Origin of the sequence: Roseateles koreensis (assembly GCF_028595305.1) — a bacterium.
In the GTDB taxonomy this organism is placed as follows: Bacteria; Pseudomonadota; Gammaproteobacteria; order Burkholderiales; family Burkholderiaceae_C; genus Paucibacter_A; species Paucibacter_A koreensis.
Map to the genome: position 1 here is coordinate 1 of NZ_JAQQXS010000016.1, position 16,812 is coordinate 16,812.

At 60.0% G+C, this 16,812-nt stretch carries 13 protein-coding genes and 1 tRNA gene; 13 read left to right on the top strand and 1 reads right to left on the bottom strand.

What is annotated here, in order from left to right:
- From PRZ01_RS16305 to ltrA, 11 genes are all read left to right on the top strand, one after another.
- Positions 1-121: EF-Tu C-terminal domain-related protein (locus PRZ01_RS16305; protein WP_458296228.1), on the top strand; the 121-nt coding region annotated here is incomplete at its 5' end.
- 13 nt (positions 122-134) lie between these two features.
- Positions 135-210, top strand: a tRNA-Trp gene (locus PRZ01_RS16310).
- A 150-nt stretch (positions 211-360) separates the two neighbouring features.
- A complete protein-coding gene (gene secE / locus PRZ01_RS16315; protein WP_273597870.1) occupies positions 361-744 on the top strand; it encodes a preprotein translocase subunit SecE in 384 nt (127 codons plus the stop codon).
- 37 nt (positions 745-781) lie between these two features.
- The gene (nusG, locus tag PRZ01_RS16320) at positions 782-1,375 is read left to right on the top strand and encodes a transcription termination/antitermination protein NusG (protein WP_273597871.1); all 594 of its coding nucleotides are present in this window, start codon (positions 782-784) and stop codon (positions 1,373-1,375) included.
- Between the two features lie 203 nt (positions 1,376-1,578).
- The gene (gene rplK / locus PRZ01_RS16325; protein WP_058721891.1) at positions 1,579-2,010 is read left to right on the top strand and encodes a 50S ribosomal protein L11; all 432 of its coding nucleotides are present in this window, start codon (positions 1,579-1,581) and stop codon (positions 2,008-2,010) included.
- A 1-nt stretch (position 2,011) separates the two neighbouring features.
- On the top strand, positions 2,012-2,719 hold the full coding sequence (rplA, locus tag PRZ01_RS16330; protein ID WP_273597872.1) for a 50S ribosomal protein L1: 708 nt from the start codon (positions 2,012-2,014) through the stop codon (positions 2,717-2,719).
- A 320-nt stretch (positions 2,720-3,039) separates the two neighbouring features.
- A complete protein-coding gene (rplJ, locus tag PRZ01_RS16335) occupies positions 3,040-3,570 on the top strand; it encodes a 50S ribosomal protein L10 (RefSeq protein WP_273597873.1) in 531 nt (176 codons plus the stop codon).
- Positions 3,571-3,608: 38 nt separating this feature from the next.
- Positions 3,609-3,989: a 50S ribosomal protein L7/L12 gene (gene rplL / locus PRZ01_RS16340; RefSeq protein WP_273597874.1), complete on the top strand. Its 381-nt coding sequence runs from the start codon at positions 3,609-3,611 to the stop codon at positions 3,987-3,989.
- Between the two features lie 429 nt (positions 3,990-4,418).
- A complete protein-coding gene (rpoB, locus tag PRZ01_RS16345; protein WP_273597875.1) occupies positions 4,419-8,540 on the top strand; it encodes a DNA-directed RNA polymerase subunit beta in 4,122 nt (1,373 codons plus the stop codon).
- Positions 8,541-8,638: 98 nt separating this feature from the next.
- Positions 8,639-12,865 carry a DNA-directed RNA polymerase subunit beta' gene (gene rpoC, locus PRZ01_RS16350; protein ID WP_273597876.1) on the top strand — a complete coding sequence of 1,409 codons (4,227 nt, stop codon included), beginning with the start codon at positions 8,639-8,641 and terminating at the stop codon, positions 12,863-12,865.
- 660 nt (positions 12,866-13,525) lie between these two features.
- Positions 13,526-14,779 (top strand): group II intron reverse transcriptase/maturase, encoded by a 1,254-nt coding sequence (gene ltrA / locus PRZ01_RS16355; protein ID WP_273597877.1) that lies wholly within the window; start codon positions 13,526-13,528, stop codon positions 14,777-14,779.
- Between the two features lie 57 nt (positions 14,780-14,836).
- On the opposite strand, the gene PRZ01_RS16360 is transcribed toward ltrA, so the two are convergent.
- Positions 14,837-15,352, bottom strand: coding sequence for a putative toxin-antitoxin system toxin component, PIN family (locus PRZ01_RS16360; protein ID WP_273597878.1), 516 nt, complete (start codon positions 15,350-15,352; stop codon positions 14,837-14,839).
- 404 nt (positions 15,353-15,756) lie between these two features.
- Between PRZ01_RS16360 and rpsL the strand changes: the two genes are divergently transcribed.
- Positions 15,757-16,134: a 30S ribosomal protein S12 gene (rpsL, locus tag PRZ01_RS16365; protein ID WP_058721899.1), complete on the top strand. Its 378-nt coding sequence runs from the start codon at positions 15,757-15,759 to the stop codon at positions 16,132-16,134.
- A gap of 176 nt (positions 16,135-16,310) precedes the next feature.
- Positions 16,311-16,781 (top strand): 30S ribosomal protein S7, encoded by a 471-nt coding sequence (rpsG, locus tag PRZ01_RS16370; RefSeq protein ID WP_273597879.1) that lies wholly within the window; start codon positions 16,311-16,313, stop codon positions 16,779-16,781.
- Positions 16,782-16,812 lie beyond the last annotated feature (31 nt).

Consider the following 16,812-nt stretch of genomic DNA (forward strand, 5'->3'; position numbering starts at 1 on the left):
CAACGTCGGCATCACCGTGAAGCTGATCGCTCCGATCGCTATGGAAACCGGTCTGCGCTTCGCTATCCGCGAAGGTGGCCGTACCGTGGGTTCGGGTGTGGTTGCCACCATCCTGGCCTAATATTTAACGCCACAGGGGCGTAGCTCAATTGGCAGAGCGTCGGTCTCCAAAACCGAAGGTCGGGGGTTCGAGACCCTCCGCCCCTGCCAGCCGCCGCTGATCACGGTAGTTGGTTTGTTGGTGAAAGCATCGGCCCGCGGGAGTTAATCCCGGCGGGCTTTGCTGCTGATGGGTCTTCCCCGAATTCGAAGTTTTCTGTGAATGCTGCGGCTCTGTCGCGCATGGAAATGAATCAATCAATGTCGAATCCTCATGTCGAAACAGTAACGACCAGCGCCGACAAGGCCAAGCTGGGTGGTGCTGTGCTGTTGTTGGTCGGCGCACTGGTGGCGTTTTATGCGCTGGCAGCACAGGGTCCTGTGGCTCAGTGGGCTGCTTTGCTGGTGTTGCTGGCGGGCGCTGTGGCTGCATTCTTTACGTCCGAGTCGGGCAAGTCTTTGATCGCCTACGGCCGCGATTCCTTGCGAGAAGTGCGCAAGGTGGTCTGGCCTACGCCTAAAGAAGCTCGGCAGATGACGGGTTATGTTTTTGCCTTTGTTGTTGTGATGGCGCTGTTTCTGTGGCTGACTGACAAGACGCTGGAATGGGTGCTGTACGACCTGATCCTGGGCTGGAAGCGCTGAGGCCCGCAAGGGGCTTGTTTCGCATTGAAGGATTGCAATGACTGAAGAGCAAATTGGCGTGACTGCTGCACTCGATACCCCCGCTGCGCCCGTGGGGCTGCCCAAGCGTTGGTATGTGGTGCATGCCTATTCGGGCATGGAGAAGGCTGTTGAACGCAATCTGCGCGAGCGGATCGATCGCGCCGAGATGCAGGAAAAGTTTGGCCGCATTTTGGTGCCGACTGAAGAAGTGGTTGAACTGAAGAACGGCAAGAAGGCCGTGACCGAGCGCCGCTTCTTCCCTGGCTATGTGCTGGTTGAGATGGTCATGGATGACGACACCTGGCACTTGGTGAAGCACACCTCTAAGGTGACGGGTTTCGTCGGCGGCGCCAAGAACCGCCCGGCTCCTATCTCTGAAGCTGAAGTGATGAAAATCGTCAGCCAGATGCAAGAGGGTGTCGAGAAGCCCCGGCCCAAGGTCGAGTGGATGGTGGGCGAAATCGTTCGCGTCAAGGAAGGCCCGTTCACGGACTTCAATGGCGCCATCGAAGACGTCAACTACGACAAGTCAAAGGTTCGCGTGTCGGTCACCATTTTCGGCCGTGCCACGCCGGTTGAGCTGGACTTTTCGCAGGTCGAGAAGGTTTGATGCGCTAGGCGCTTCAAACTTTTTGCATGAAATAAGAGTCTGACAGGGCTCGCCCGTGTCGCAAGATGCGGGTCTCCTGTCCGTAGTCAGTTCACGACGAGACGTGAACAAGAGGAGCAAGGGTACGCGGCGCAAGCTGCCAGCCCCTTGCGCTAGCACTCAGGGGTTGTGGCGGGGCCGCCGCGACTCTGCAAGGAGAAAATATGGCCAAGAAAATTGTCGGCTTTATCAAGCTGCAAGTTGCGGCAGGCAAGGCTAACCCCTCGCCGCCAGTCGGTCCGGCGCTGGGTCAGCGCGGTCTGAACATCATGGAATTCTGCAAGGCGTTCAACGCTCAGACCCAAGGCCATGAGCCGGGTATGAAGTTGCCGGTGGTCATCACCGCCTACGCAGACAAGAGCTTCACCTTCGTCATCAAGTCGGCTCCGGCCACGGCTTTGATCAAGAAGCTGGCCAAGATCGACAAGGGTTCGCCACGCGCCCATCTGGACAAGGTCGGCAAGCTGACCCGTGCCCAGTTGGAAGAAATCGCCAAGATCAAGGTCAAGGATTTGACCGCTGCTGATCTGGACGCTGCTGTTCGTACGATTGCTGGTTCCGCTCGCTCGATGGGCGTGCTGGTGGAGGGTGTCTGAAATGGCAAAGCTGACTAAACGCCAAAAGGCCCTGCAAGGCAAGGTCGAAACCACCAAGCTGTACTCGCTGACTGAAGCGCTGGAACTGGTCAAGAGCCTGGCAACTGCCAAGTTCGACGAGTCCATCGACGTCGCCGTGCAACTGGGCGTGGATGCCAAGAAGTCTGACCAAGTCGTTCGCGGCGCGGTCGTGATGCCCAACGGCATTGGCAAGAACAAGCGCGTCGCTGTGTTCGCACAAGGCGCCAAGGCTGAAGAAGCCAAGGCTGCCGGCGCTGACGTGGTGGGCATGGAAGACCTGGCAGAGCGCATCAAGGCTGGCGACATGCCTTTCGATGTGGTCATCGCCTCGCCTGACACGATGCGTATCGTCGGTACCCTGGGTCAAGTGCTGGGTCCCCGCGGCCTGATGCCTAACCCCAAGGTCGGCACCGTGACGCCTGACGTCGCAACCGCTGTCAAAAACGCCAAGGCTGGTCAAGTCCAGTTCCGCGTTGACAAGGGCGGCATCATTCACGGCACCCTCGGCCGTCGCTCGTTCGACACCGACAAGCTGGAAGGCAACCTGCGCGCGCTGATCGAAGCGCTGAACAAGTCCAAGCCGGCAACGAGCAAGGGCGTGTACCTGCGCAAGGTGGCTATCTCCTCCACCATGGGCGTCGGCGCCCGTGTGGAAGTGGCCAGCATCAACGCTCAAGCTTCGGCCTGAGTTTGAAAACGAGGCGTGACGCTGGTCTGGCGTCACGCTGTTGAATTGGTGGGGCGGGCAAGATTTCGGTCTTGTTCGCGTCATCCAAGACCGTTGGTGTGGGGTCTCTTTTCAGGGGCTTCGCTTAATCGAAGAGTCGGCGCAAGTTGATTTGGAAACCAACGCAGATGGCGGTCCCGCTGTAAAGGTTTGATTTGTTCCCGGCTTTGCGAAAGGCTGGGAATGGTTTTCCTGGACAGAAGGTCGCTGAACCCGGGTGTGTTTGGAGCCTGAAGCAAAAATGCACAGGGCAAAGAACACGTTTTTGTGAGGAGTAGACCTTGAGTCTCAATCGCAACGAGAAAGCAGCCGTCGTTACGGATGTGGCAGCCCAAGCGGCGAAGTCGCAGACCCTGGCGTTGGCCGAATACCGTGGCCTCACTGTGGAAGCCTTGAACAAGCTGCGCGTCGACGCACGTTCCAAGGGTGTTTATCTTCACGTGCTGAAGAACACCCTGGCACGTCGCGCCGTTGCTGGCACGCCGTTCGAGGTCGCCGCAGAGAGCATGGTCGGCCCGCTGATCTATGGCTTTTCTGAAGACGCTGTTGCCGCGGCCAAAGTCATTGCTGACTTTGCCAAAGGTAACGACAAACTGATCATCAAGGGCGGCGCCTATGGCGGCAAGGCCCTGGACGCTAACGGCATCAAGGCCTTGGCATCTGTGCCCAGCAAGGAAGTTCTGCTGGCTCAGTTGTTGGGTCTCATGCAGTCGCCGGTCTCGCGCTTCGCGCGTGTCCTGGCCGCTGTCGCCGAGCAGCGTGGCACCCCGGCTGAGGCCGTGGTTGCCGAAGAAGCTGCTCCTGCAGCTTGATCGATCAGTAACAAACCAATCTATCTAGGAGCCTCAAAATGGCATTCGATAAAGACGCATTCATCACCGCTCTGGACGCTATGTCCGTGCTCGAACTCAACGACCTGGTCAAGGCCATCGAAGAGAAGTTTGGCGTGTCCGCCGCTGCTATGGCTGCTCCCGCAGCTGGTGGCGCTGCTGGCGGCGGCGCTGCCGCAGCTGAAGAGCAAACCGAGTTCAACGTGATCTTGACTGACTGCGGCGCACAAAAAGTGTCCGTCATCAAGGCCGTGCGCGAAATCACCGGCCTGGGCTTGAAAGAAGCCAAGGATCTGGTTGACGGCGCTCCCAAGGCTGTCAAGGAAGGCGTGTCCAAGGCTGATGCCGAAGCCGCCAAGAAGAAGCTGGAAGAAGCCGGCGCCAAGGTCGACGTCAAGTAATGACGTTGCCACGTGCGGGCTTGCTTCGGCGGTCTGCACGGGCAGACGGAGTCACACGAACGGTCGATTCTTTCTGTGCCACATGCCTGACGAGGCGGTGGCAGAGAAGTTCAGAATCACACCGCTTGTGAATGACTTGAAAGGGGTGGTCTTTTGGACCTCCCCTTTTAGCGTTTTAAGGTCAAATTGTTCTGAGGATAGTTGAAAGCCTCGCGCGGTGTATCATGCGCGGTTCTTTCAAGTGTTCTCTGATCCGACTGCAGAGAGCCGGTTTGGTCGGACCCAGGTGCAATGCCAGGGTTGTCCGCCAGCGATTGGTAGTGGCCAATCACCAAGCGTCGAACCCTCCGTCCTGGAGTGTGTTCGAGAAGCCAGTCGCCGACGAAGCCCGTCCCACGGCCAGGGGTGGGCTCTCGACACGGAGTGTTTATGGCGCAAACAACCCCCTATAGCTATACCGAGCGCAAGCGAATTCGCAAGAGCTTCGGCAAGCGCGAGAGCGTTCTCAACGTTCCCTATTTGCTGACCATGCAGAAGGAGGCTTATGTCGCCTTCCTGCAAAAGGATGTCCCCCCTGCCAAACGCAAGGCCGAAGGCCTGCAGGCGGCATTCCTGTCCGCGTTCCCGATCGTTTCGCACAACGGGTTCGTGGAAATGAAATTCCTCGAATACAACATCGCCAAGCCCCCGTTTGACACTCGCGAGTGCCAGCAACGGGGCTTGACCTATGCAGCCGCCGTGCGCGCGCGCCTGCAGATGATCATCTATGACCGTGAATCGCCGCAGGCGAAGACCGTCAAGGAGATCAAGGAGCAGGAGGTCTACATGGGCGAAGTGCCCTTGATGACCGACTACGGCTCCTTCATCGTCAATGGCACCGAGCGTGTCATCGTCTCCCAGTTGCACCGCTCGCCTGGCGTGTTCTTTGAACACGACAAGGGCAAGACCCACTCGTCGGGCAAGCTGCTGTTCTCGGCCCGCATCATTCCTTACCGCGGTTCGTGGTTGGACTTCGAGTTTGACGCGAAAGACATCTTGTTCTTCCGCGTGGACCGCCGCCGCAAGATGCCGGTCACGATCTTGCTCAAGGCCATCGGCCTGAACCCCGAGCAGATCCTGGCGCACTTCTTCGTCTTCGACAACTTCCGTCTGATGGACGCAGGTGCGCAGATGGAGTTTGTGGCCGACCGCCTGAAGGGTGAAGTTGCTCGCTTTGACCTGACCGACAAGAGCGGCACCGTCATCGTCGAGAAAGACAAGCGCATCACGGCCCGCCATGTGCGCCAGATGGAGCAGTCCGGCACCCAGCACGTCACCGTGCCCGAAGACTTCTTGCTGGGCCGTGTCCTGGCCAAGAATATGGTGGACGGCGACACCGGCGAGATCATCGCCAAGGCCAATGAAGAGCTGACCGACGCACTGCTGAAAAAGCTGCGCCAGGCCGGCATCAAAGACATCCAGTGCTTGTTCACCAACGAGCTGGATGAAGGCGCTTACATCAGCCAGACCCTGGGCGCCGACGAAACGGCCGACCAGCTGGCTGCGCGTGTGGCCATCTACCGCATGATGCGCCCCGGCGAGCCGCCGACGGAAGATGCCGTCGAGGCCTTGTTCAACCGCCTGTTCTACAGCGCCGACACCTACGATCTGTCGCGCGTGGGCCGCATGAAGTTCAACGCCCGTGCGGGCCGCGACACGCCCGAAGGCGCCATGACCTTGTCGAACGAGGACATCCTCGACGTCGTCAAGATCCTGGTCGAGTTGCGCAATGGCCGTGGCGAAGTCGATGACATCGACCACTTGGGCAATCGCCGCGTGCGCTGCGTGGGCGAGCTGGCCGAGAACCAGTACCGCTCGGGTCTGGCGCGTATCGAGAAGGCCGTCAAGGAACGTCTGGGCCAGGCCGAGACCGAAGCCCTGATGCCGCATGACCTGATCAACTCCAAGCCCATCTCTGCGGCTTTGAAGGAGTTCTTCGGCGCCTCGCAGCTGTCGCAGTTCATGGACCAGACCAACCCCCTGTCGGAAATCACGCACAAGCGTCGTGTTTCCGCCCTGGGCCCGGGTGGTTTGACGCGTGAGCGCGCAGGCTTTGAAGTCCGCGACGTGCACCCGACTCACTACGGTCGTGTCTGCCCTATCGAAACGCCTGAAGGCCCGAACATCGGCCTGATCAACTCCTTGGCTTTGTACGCACAGCTGAACGAGTACGGCTTCCTGGAAACGCCTTACCGTCGCGTCGTCGATGGCAAGGTGACGAGCCAGATCGACTATCTGTCGGCCATCGAAGAAGGCAAGTACGTCATCGCCCAGGCGAATGCCACGCTGAGCAAAGACGGCGCGCTGATCGACGAGTTGGTGTCGGCCCGTGAAAACGGTGAGTCGGTGCTGACCTCGCCCGAGCGCATCCAGTACATGGACGTGGCGCCGACGCAGATCGTGTCGGTTGCGGCCTCGCTCGTGCCCTTCCTGGAGCACGACGACGCGAACCGCGCGTTGATGGGCGCCAACATGCAGCGTCAGGCTGTGCCTATCCTGCGTCCTGAAAAGGCCATGGTCGGTACTGGCGTGGAGCGCGTGGCGGCCAAGGACTCGGGCACGGTCGTGGCGGCTCGTCGCGGCGGTATCGTCGACTACGTGGACACGAATCGCATCGTGATTCGCGTCAACGACGAAGAAACCGTGGCTGGCGAAGTCGGTGTCGACATCTACAACCTGATCAAGTATCAGCGTAGCAACCAGAACACCAACATCCATCAGCGCCCCATCGTGCGCCGTGGCGACAAGGTGGCTTCTGAGGACATCATTGCTGACGGTGCATCGACGGACATCGGCGAACTGGCCCTGGGCCAGAACATGCTGGTCGCCTTCATGCCCTGGAACGGCTACAACTTCGAGGACTCGATCCTGATCTCGGAGCGTGTGATCGCCGACGACCGCTACACCTCGATCCACATCGAGGAGTTGGTGGTCAATGCGCGTGACACCAAGCTGGGCAGCGAAGAAATCACCCGCGACATCCCCAACCTGTCCGAGCAGCAACTGGGCCGCCTGGACGAGTCTGGCATTGTCTATGTCGGCGCTGAAGTCAACCCCGGCGACGTGCTGGTCGGCAAGGTTACGCCCAAGGGCGAGACCACGCTGACGCCTGAAGAGAAGCTGCTGCGCGCCATCTTCGGCGAGAAGGCTTCTGACGTGAAGGACACGTCCCTGCGTGTCGACCAAGGCACCTCGGGCACCGTCATTGACGTGCAGGTCTTCACCCGTGAAGGCATCCAGCGTGACAAGCGCGCTCAGCAGATCATTGACGATGAGCTGAAGCGCTTCCGCCTGGACCTGAACGACCAGCTGCGTATTGTTGAGGCTGACGCCTTCGACCGTATCGAAAAGCTGCTGAATGGCCGCGTGGCCAACGGCGGCCCGCAGAAGATTGCCAAGGGCACGGTCATCGACAAGGCCTATCTGGCTGGCGTCGAGAAGTTCCATTGGTTCGACATCCGTCCCGCTGAAGACGAAGTCGCCAACCAGCTGGAATCGATCAAGAACTCGCTGGAGCAAACCCGCCACAGCTTCGACCTGGCTTTTGAAGAAAAGCGCAAGAAGCTGACGCAAGGCGACGAGCTGCCTGCAGGTGTGCTGAAGATGGTCAAGGTCTACCTGGCTGTCAAGCGTCGCTTGCAGCCTGGCGACAAGATGGCCGGCCGTCACGGTAACAAGGGTGTGGTGTCCAAGATCGCTCCGATCGAAGACATGCCTTACATGGCTGATGGCACCCCTGCTGACATCGTGCTGAACCCGCTGGGCGTGCCTTCGCGGATGAACGTGGGTCAGGTGCTGGAAGTTCACCTGGGCTGGGCCGGCAAGGGCATTGGCCAGCGCATCGGCGACATGCTGCAGGAACAGGCCCGCGTGGCCGAACTGCGCAAGTTCTTCGACGAGCTGTACAACCAGTCCGGCGGCAAGACCGAGCATCTGGAAGACCTGACCGACGACGAAATCGTCGAGATGGCGCACAACCTGCGCAACGGCGTGCCTTTCGCGACCCCGGTGTTCGATGGTGCCAAGGAAGAAGAAATCCGCGCCATGCTGAAGCTGGCTTACCCGGACGACATCGCCGCCAAGAAGGGCCTGACCGCCACGCGCACCCAGGCTTATCTGTCGGATGGCCGTACCGGCGAGCGCTTTGAGCGCCCGACCACGATCGGCTACATGCACGTGCTGAAGTTGCACCACTTGGTGGACGACAAGATGCACGCCCGCTCGACCGGCCCGTACAGCTTGGTCACCCAGCAGCCGCTGGGTGGTAAGGCCCAGTTCGGTGGCCAGCGTTTCGGTGAGATGGAAGTGTGGGCGCTGGAAGCTTATGGCGCCTCCTACATCCTGCAGGAAATGCTGACTGTCAAGTCCGACGACGTGAATGGCCGTACCAAGGTGTATGAGTCCATCGTCAAGGGCGAGCACACGATCGAAGCCGGCATGCCGGAATCGTTCAACGTGTTGGTCAAGGAAATCCGGTCGCTGGGTATTGATATCGAGTTGGAGAGGAACTAATGGCTTTGCGGGACAGACCGCCCTCGCGTACCCGCGAGTAGCTCTGTCCCCAACTGACTAGACGTTCTTCGCACCCAACCACCAAATTAGGAGAAGCCATGAAAGGCTTACTGGACCTGTTCAAGCAGTTCACCCCGGATGAACACTTCGACGCGATCAAGATCGGGCTGGCCTCGCCCGAGAAGATTCGCTCGTGGTCTTTCGGTGAGGTGAAGAAGCCTGAAACCATCAACTACCGCACCTTCAAGCCCGAGCGTGACGGCCTGTTCTGCGCCAAGATCTTTGGCCCCATCAAGGACTATGAGTGCTTGTGCGGCAAGTACAAGCGCCTGAAGCATCGCGGCGTGATCTGCGAGAAGTGCGGCGTTGAAGTCACCCAGACCAAGGTTCGCCGTGACCGCATGGGTCACATCGATCTGGCTGCACCGTGCGCCCACATCTGGTTCCTGAAGTCCCTGCCTTCGCGCTTGGGCCTGGTGCTGGACATGACGCTGCGTGATATCGAGCGCGTGCTGTACTTTGAAGCGTATGTGATCGTTGATCCGGGCATGACCCCGCTGAAGAAATTCGGCATCATGACCGAGGACGACTACGACGCCAAGCGCCTGGAATTCGGTGACGAATTCATCGCGCTGATGGGCGCCGAGGGCATCAAGAAGTTGCTGGAAGAGATGGATCTCGACGTCGAGATCGATCGCCTGCGCAACGACATGACCGGCTCCGAGTTGAAGGTCAAGAAGAATTCCAAGCGCCTCAAGGTGATGGAGGCCTTCAAGCGTTCGGGCATCAAGCCGAACTGGATGGTGCTGGAAGTGCTGCCCGTGTTGCCGCCGGACCTGCGTCCGCTGGTGCCGTTGGACGGTGGCCGCTTCGCCACCTCCGACCTGAACGATCTGTATCGTCGCGTCATCAACCGCAACAACCGCCTGGCTCGTCTGCTGGAGTTGAAGGCCCCTGAAATCATCGTGCGCAACGAAAAGCGCATGTTGCAGGAAGCCGTCGATTCGCTGCTGGACAACGGCCGCCGTGGCAAGGCCATGACGGGTGCCAACAAGCGCGCCCTCAAGTCCCTGGCCGACATGATCAAGGGCAAGAGCGGTCGTTTCCGTCAGAACTTGCTGGGTAAGCGCGTCGACTATTCCGGCCGTTCCGTGATTACCGTGGGCCCGACGCTCAAGCTGCACCAGTGCGGTTTGCCCAAGCTGATGGCGCTGGAGTTGTTCAAGCCTTTCATCTTCTCGCGCCTCGAAGCCATGGGCATCGCGACGACGATCAAGGCCGCCAAGAAGGAAGTCGAATCCGGCACCCCCGTGGTCTGGGACATTCTGGAAGAGGTCATCAAGGAGCACCCGGTTCTCTTGAACCGTGCGCCTACGCTGCACCGTCTGGGCATCCAGGCTTTCGAGCCCGTGCTGATTGAAGGCAAGGCCATCCAACTGCACCCGCTCGTTTGCTCGGCGTTCAACGCCGACTTCGACGGTGACCAGATGGCCGTCCACATCCCGCTGTCGATCGAAGCGCAGATGGAAGCCCGCACGCTGATGCTGGCCTCCAACAATGTGCTGTTCCCGGCCTCCGGCGAACCCTCGATCGTGCCCTCGCAAGACGTGGTGCTGGGCCTGTACTACGCCACCCGCGAGCGCATCAACGGCAAGGGCGAGGGCATGGTGTTCTCGGACATTCCCGAGTTGATCCGTGCGCTGGAAAACGGCGTGGTGGAAATTACCGCCCGCGTCAACGTCCGCATGGTGCATTACACCAAGGGTGCCGAAGCCGGCGAATGGATCCCTGAGCTCAAGCTGACCAGCACGACCGTCGGTCGCGCCCTGCTGAGCGAAATCCTGCCCAAGGGCCTGCCCTTCGCGAACATTGACAAGGCGTTGAAGAAGAAAGAAATCTCGCGCCTGATCAATACCTCCTTCCGCAAGTGCGGTCTGAAGGAAACCGTGGTGCTGGCCGACAAGCTGCTGCAAAGCGGTTTCCGTCTGGCGACCCGCGCCGGTATCTCGATCGCCATCGACGACATGTTGGTGCCGCCCGAGAAGCCCGTGCTGATCGCTCGTGCCGAGCAAGAAGTCAAGGAAATCGAGCAGCAGTACATCTCCGGTCTGGTGACCGCTGGCGAGCGCTACAACAAGGTGGTGGACATCTGGGGCAAGACCGGCGACGAAGTCGGCAAGGTCATGATGACCCAGCTGTCCAAGCAAAAGACCACCGACCGTCACGGCAAGGAAGTGGATCAGGAGTCCTTCAACTCCATCTACATGATGGCCGACTCCGGCGCCCGCGGCTCCGCGGCCCAGATTCGTCAGCTGTCCGGTATGCGGGGTTTGATGGCCAAGCCTGACGGCTCCATCATCGAGACGCCTATTACGGCGAACTTCCGCGAAGGTCTGAACGTTCTGCAGTACTTCATTTCCACCCACGGTGCTCGTAAGGGCCTGGCGGATACGGCTTTGAAGACGGCGAACTCGGGTTACCTGACACGCCGTCTGGTCGACGTGACGCAAGACTTGGTGGTGATCGAGGACGATTGCGGCACCGACAACGGCCTGGCCATGCGTGCCCTGGTTGAAGGCGGTGAAGTGATCGAATCCCTGCGCGACCGCGTGCTGGGCCGTGTCACTGCCATCGAGGTGCTGCACCCCGAGACGCAGGCCATTCTGTTGCCGCCCAAGACCATGCTGGACGAAGACGTCCTGGACATGCTGGAAGCTGCTGGCGTGGACGAGGTCAAGGTCCGTACCCCGCTGACTTGCGCCACACGCTTCGGCCTGTGCGCCCATTGCTATGGTCGCGATCTGGGTCGTGGTGGCTTGGTCAACGCAGGTGAAGCGGTCGGCGTGATTGCCGCTCAGTCCATCGGTGAGCCGGGTACCCAGTTGACCATGCGTACGTTCCACATCGGTGGTGCGGCTTCGCGTGCGGCTGTCGCTTCGAGCGTCGATGCCAAGTCGGAAGGCTTGATCGGCTTCAACGCCACCATGCGTTATGTGACGAATGGCAAGGGCGAGTTGGTGGTGATCAGCCGTTCGGGCGAAATCATCATTGCTGACCAGCACGGCCGTGAGCGCGAGCGCCATAAGGTGCCTTACGGCGCCATCCTGAGCATCAAGCCGGACCAGGCCATCAAGGCTGGCACGATCTTGGCCAATTGGGATCCGCTGACTCGCCCCATCATTACTGAATTTGCGGGTACCGCGAAGTTCGAGAATGTGGAAGAGGGCGTGACCGTGGCCAAGCAGGTGGACGAAGTCACCGGCTTGTCGACCCTGGTTGTGATCGACCCCAAGCGCCGCGGTGCTGCCAAGGTCATCCGTCCGCAGGTCAAGCTGCTGGATGCCAATGGCAATGAGGTCAAGATCCCCGGTACCGACCACTCGGTGACGATCGGCTTCCAGGTCGGCGCACTGATCCAGGTGCGTGACGGTCAAGAACTGGCTCCGGGCGAAGTGCTGGCACGTATCCCGATGGAAGGTCAGAAGACCCGAGACATTACCGGCGGTCTGCCGCGTGTGGCCGAGTTGTTCGAAGCCCGTTCACCCAAGGATGTGGGCGTGCTGGCCGAGCAAACCGGTACGGTGTCGTTCGGCAAGGAGACCAAGGGCAAGATTCGCCTGGAAATCACCGATCCCGATGGCAAGAAGCACGAAGAGCTAGTGCCCAAGGAAAAGAACATCCTGGTGCACGAAGGCCAAGTGGTCAACCGCGGCGAATTGATTGTGGACGGTGCTGCCGACCCGCAAGACATCCTGCGTCTGCTGGGTATCGAAGAGCTGGCCCGCTACATCGTGGACGAAGTGCAAGACGTGTATCGCTTGCAAGGTGTGAAGATCAACGACAAGCACATCGAGGTGATCGTTCGCCAGATGCTGCGTCGCGTGCAGATCACCAACCCGGGCGACTCGAGCTACATCATCAACGAGCAGGTCGAGCGCTCGGAGTTGTTGGACACCAACGACCGTCTGCGCAAGGAAGGCAAGCTGATTGCCACCCACTCGGACGTGCTGATGGGTATTACCAAGGCTTCGCTGTCGACCGACTCCTTCATTTCAGCGGCTTCCTTCCAGGAAACCACCCGCGTGCTGACCGAGGCTGCCATCATGGGCAAGCGCGACGAGCTCCGCGGCTTGAAGGAAAACGTCATCGTGGGTCGCTTGATCCCCGCCGGTACTGGCATGGCCTTCCACCGTGCCCGCTATGCCAAGGAGAAGATGGACGATGCCGAGCGCCGCGCCATTGCTCAGCAAGAGGCCGAGGAATTGGCTTCTGCACAGATGGCCAGCGTGGACGCTTCGGCGCACCCAGAAGACGCGGCCGAATAATCCGCAATTCACTTCAGTCCGCCCCGATCCGTCGGGGCGCTCAAAAGGGCCACCTTCGGGGGGCCCTTTTTTATGGTGCGCCCGGCAGGGCGCACCCACTCGGAGGTGAAAGTCCTCTACTCGCCCGGCAAGGGGAAGAGTTAGCCAAAGGCAAGGGTTTCGCGGGTGACTGCGAGTCTGAAGGAAGCCGGAGGGCAAAGCGCTGGCCTGACGAACAGGAAGCGGATACGAGGCGTCGTGCTGGGGTGAGAAGGCCGTAATCTTCAAAGCCCAAAACTTGCACGGAACGGCATGGCGTAGATCCGACAGGCATAAGCGTGAAGGTGGGTGTGTCATACCCGGGGAGATCTGGCTGTGGTGCCCGAGAGGGCTACCGGCACCAAGAGGTGGCGGGATGCCTGGCCAGAAGTCAGCAGAGGGCGTAGTAGGTGCAGGTCAAGGCGCTGAGCCACGAAGAACCGGCACCCAAGGCCCGAACGAGAGGAAACGAGAGTAGGAACGAAGTTCTCGATGTCTATCGATGAAGCAGAAGCCCTCGCAGGAGGGGCCAGCGGCGAGAGAACCGGACGGAATCCGGGGATGGCGCACGCGGGAGCTGAGGCGGACACGGCGGACAGCGCACAACCGAAATCGGAGAGAGACGGGCCCAGAACCCCAGTGATGGCCCAAGTGGTATCGCGTGCAAACATGCAGCTGGCCTTCAGCCGAGTGATGCGTAATCGCGGAGCTCCCGGCGTTGACGGGATGCGCTGCGAAGACCTCAAAGCCTGGTTGCTGGTGAATTGGGCGCACACGAAGAAGGCGCTGCTGGAGGGCCGGTACCGGCCTCAGGCGGTACGCAGGGTGGACATACCCAAGCCGCAAGGCGGGGTGCGCACACTGGGCGTGCCGACGGTGGTGGATCGGCTGATCCAGCAAGCCTTGCACCAGGCACTGCAACCGATCTTTGAGCCAACGTTCTCGGACGGCAGCTACGGCTTCCGTCCGGGGCGCAGCGCTCAGCAAGCGGTAGAGAAGGCGGCAGAATTCATCCGGGCCGGCAAACACTGGGTGGTGGACATGGATCTGGAGAAATTCTTTGATCGGGTCAACCATGACGTGTTGATGGCCAGGGTCGCCAGACAGGTCAGCGACACGCAAGTGCTGCGCCTGATCAGGCGCTACCTTCAGGCGGGAATGATGGTCGATGGGGTGGAGACAGCCAGGCAGGAGGGGACGCCACAAGGCGGCCCCCTCTCGCCTTTGCTGTCCAACATCCTGCTGACCGATCTGGACCGGCATCTGGAGAAACGAAACCTGTCGTTTTGCCGGTATGCGGACGACTGCAACATCTATGTGGGCAGTCAACGGGCGGGCCAGCGCATCATGGACAGCGTGACGACGTTCCTTGCAGAGCGTTTGAAGCTGACAGTGAACGCAGCCAAAAGCGCGGTGGCCAGGCCCTGGGAGCGCAAGTTCCTGGGGTACAGCACCACACTGCGCGACAAGAAGATCCGCATCGCCAAACCCAGCATTGAACGCCTGCGGCTCACCGTCAGGCGGACATGCGCACAAGGCCGGGGTCGGGCACTGTCCGACACCATCGAAAGGCTCAACCCGATATTGCGCGGCTGGATGAACTACTTCAGCCTCACGCAGAGTCGAAAGCCGATTGAAGAGCTGGATGCGTGGGTGAGGCGGCGCTTGCGGTGCATGGTGTGGCGGCAGTGGAAGACACCAAAGACGCGGGAAAGCAAAATGCGCAGCTGCGGGCTCGATGCCCAGCGTGCATGGCGCTCCAGTGTCAATGGGTACGGCCCCTGGTGGAATGCCGGGGCCAAGCACATGGTGGCTGCGTTGCCGCCCAAATACTTCACAAGGCTGGGGCTTGTCTCGCTGGTGGCTACCCACCAGCATCTCCAGCGTTCCGCTTGAACCGCCGTATGCGGAACCGCACGTACGGTGGTGTGAGAGGGCTGAGGGAGCAATCCCTCACCCTACTCGATCGCATGTTGCGGGCGCGATCAATGTGGTCCCAAACTCTGCTGTCCATCGCTCGGGGGTGAGGATGTCAACGCCAAATGCACGCGCCCGTTTGGCCAATGCCAGTACTGCACGGTCCCGTGAGACCAGCCAACGTGCGCGGACAGCGACGGCCAGGTCAATGAACATTTGATCGTCGCGATCACGGCAGATCAAGCGTTCGGCGCGCGGGGGGGCGACGGTGGTCATTTCGCAATATTGAGCAAATCCCTGCGTGACAAGAAGGGGGTCGGGCCCATAGCTGGCGGCTACGCCGCGTCCCAGCACGTGCAAAATTTCATCCAACATGGCCGCTTGCCCCAGCCAGCGGACCTTTTTTTCAGTGAGCGCCTGCACCAGCGTCTGCACCCGGGCGTCGTTGAAGACCAGCCAATCCATGACGACCTGGGTGTCGATCACGAGGGTGGGAATGTCTGCGGTTGTAGCGGCAGGCGCTGTCGCGCGAGCTGGGAGAGAGTCACACATGGATTTGCCGGTCAAAAGCTGGGGTCTGGTAAGGGCGCATTGAGCACCGCAAAACAGCCGCCGTTGGAAAAAAGCGCGGGCTGTGTGCCAAGAATACCCCCATTGACCCCGCCGCCAAGAAGTGGGCTTGTATGTGGCGGGCAATCTGATCTACAATCGCAGGCTCTTCGGCGGACCTTGGCTGCGCGGTATTTGCGCGGCTGTAGTTTTCTATGGGGTTTCCTTGCGGGATTCCATGGGGCTCCACGATTCGGGTTCATGCCTGAGTGGGTTCAGCTGCCGCAGCGCCAAAGGCGCACCGACACAGGTTGTCGGGCTCATTTGTGTTGCGGTGAAATTTCAAGGTCAGCTCATCCTGAGTCTCGCCGCCGAAGCGTGTGACTTCAAACGGGAACAAGTTACTTATGCCAACCATCAATCAGCTCGTGCGCCACGGTCGTGAGACCGAGGTCACGAAATCCAAATCGCCAGCGATGCAGGGTTGCCCCCAGCGTCGTGGCGTGTGCACCCGCGTGTACACCACCACTCCTAAGAAGCCTAACTCGGCGCTCCGTAAGGTTGCCAAGGTTCGTCTGACGAACGGTTTCGAGGTCATTTCCTACATCGGCGGCGAAGGCCACAATCTGCAGGAACACAGCGTTGTGCTGGTTCGCGGCGGCCGGGTGAAGGACTTGCCAGGTGTGCGTTACCACATCGTTCGTGGCTCGCTGGACTTGCAAGGCGTGAAAGACCGCAAGCAGTCGCGTTCCAAGTACGGTGCGAAGCGCCCGAAGAACAAGTAAGAGTTGTCACGGTTCAGCGTTACGCTGTGCCCGATATTTTGCGGTTTGTGCCGACCCGAGGGTCAGGCAGCAGCCGAGTAAGTGGATGGCCCCATACAAAGCAAAGCGCTTTCGGTGGTTGTCCAGCGGTAAAGGGTGTTGAGCCCCGCACCAACTGAAGCAGAAGGAAGAATCCCATGCCACGTCGTCGCGAAGTACCCAAGCGCGAGATCCTGCCCGATCCTAAATTCGGCAACGTCGATCTGTCCAAGTTCATGAACGTCATCATGGAGTCGGGCAAGAAGGCGGTTGCAGAGCGCATCATTTATGGCGCCCTGGAACAAGTCGAGAAGAAGGCCGGCAAGGACCCCCTGGAAGTGTTCTTGGTTGCCTTGAACAACGTCAAGCCAATGGTCGAAGTGAAGTCACGCCGCGTTGGCGGTGCGAACTACCAAGTTCCCGTGGAAGTTCGCCCTGTCCGCCGTATGGCTTTGGCCATGCGTTGGTTGAAAGAATCGGCCCGCAAGCGTGGTGAAAAATCCATGTCTCAGCGTCTGGCCAATGAGTTGCTCGAGGCTGCTGAAGGCCGCGGCGGCGCCATGAAGAAGCGTGACGAAGTTCACCGCATGGCAGAAGCCAACAAGGCGTTCTCGCACTTCCGCTTCTAAACTAGTTCGATTCAGCCGCCTCGGGTTACTA

Coding starts and splice junctions, on each gene's coding strand:
- secE (WP_273597870.1), top strand. CDS start 361: ATGTCGAATCCTCATGTCGAAACAGTAACGACCAGCGCCGACAAGGCC.
- nusG (WP_273597871.1), top strand. CDS start 782: ATGACTGAAGAGCAAATTGGCGTGACTGCTGCACTCGATACCCCCGCT.
- rplK (WP_058721891.1), top strand. CDS start 1,579: ATGGCCAAGAAAATTGTCGGCTTTATCAAGCTGCAAGTTGCGGCAGGC.
- rplA (WP_273597872.1), top strand. CDS start 2,012: ATGGCAAAGCTGACTAAACGCCAAAAGGCCCTGCAAGGCAAGGTCGAA.
- rplL (WP_273597874.1), top strand. CDS start 3,609: ATGGCATTCGATAAAGACGCATTCATCACCGCTCTGGACGCTATGTCC.
- rpoB (WP_273597875.1), top strand. CDS start 4,419: ATGGCGCAAACAACCCCCTATAGCTATACCGAGCGCAAGCGAATTCGC.
- rpoC (WP_273597876.1), top strand. CDS start 8,639: ATGAAAGGCTTACTGGACCTGTTCAAGCAGTTCACCCCGGATGAACAC.
- ltrA (WP_273597877.1), top strand. CDS start 13,526: ATGGCCCAAGTGGTATCGCGTGCAAACATGCAGCTGGCCTTCAGCCGA.
- PRZ01_RS16360 (WP_273597878.1), bottom strand. CDS start 15,352: ATGTGTGACTCTCTCCCAGCTCGCGCGACAGCGCCTGCCGCTACAACC.
- rpsL (WP_058721899.1), top strand. CDS start 15,757: ATGCCAACCATCAATCAGCTCGTGCGCCACGGTCGTGAGACCGAGGTC.
- rpsG (WP_273597879.1), top strand. CDS start 16,311: ATGCCACGTCGTCGCGAAGTACCCAAGCGCGAGATCCTGCCCGATCCT.